General features: G+C 69.5%; 1 protein-coding gene. It reads left to right on the top strand.

All coding sequences use genetic code 11. From position 1 onward, the window contains the following. A partial coding sequence (locus PVA39_RS23250) for an aldehyde dehydrogenase family protein (protein WP_274126076.1) occupies positions 1-344 on the top strand: 344 nt, incomplete at both ends.

Here is a 344-nt window from a genome sequence, read left to right as displayed (position 1 = left end):
TTTCATCCAGGCCACCCCTGAAGAAGTCGATGCTGCTGCCAAAGCTGCCGCTGCTGCCTATCCCGCTTACCGCAGCCTGTCGGCCGAGAAGCGCGCCGCATTCCTCGACGCCATCGCCGACGAGCTGGATGCCCTGGGTGACGAGTTCGTCGCTACCGTAACCCGCGAGACCGCCCTGCCGACCGCCCGTATCCAGGGCGAGCGCGGCCGTACCAGCGGCCAGATGCGCCTGTTCGCCAAGGTGCTGCGCCGCGGCGACTTCTACGGTGCGCGTATCGACCGCGCCCTGCCGGATCGCCAGCCGCTGCCGCGCCCGGATCTGCGCCAGTACCGCATCGGCCTGG

The organism is Pseudomonas sp. CNPSo 3701 (genome assembly GCF_028674975.1).
GTDB lineage: Bacteria > Pseudomonadota > Gammaproteobacteria > Pseudomonadales > Pseudomonadaceae > Aquipseudomonas > Aquipseudomonas straminea.
This window is presented reverse-complemented; position numbering and strand designations above follow the sequence as displayed.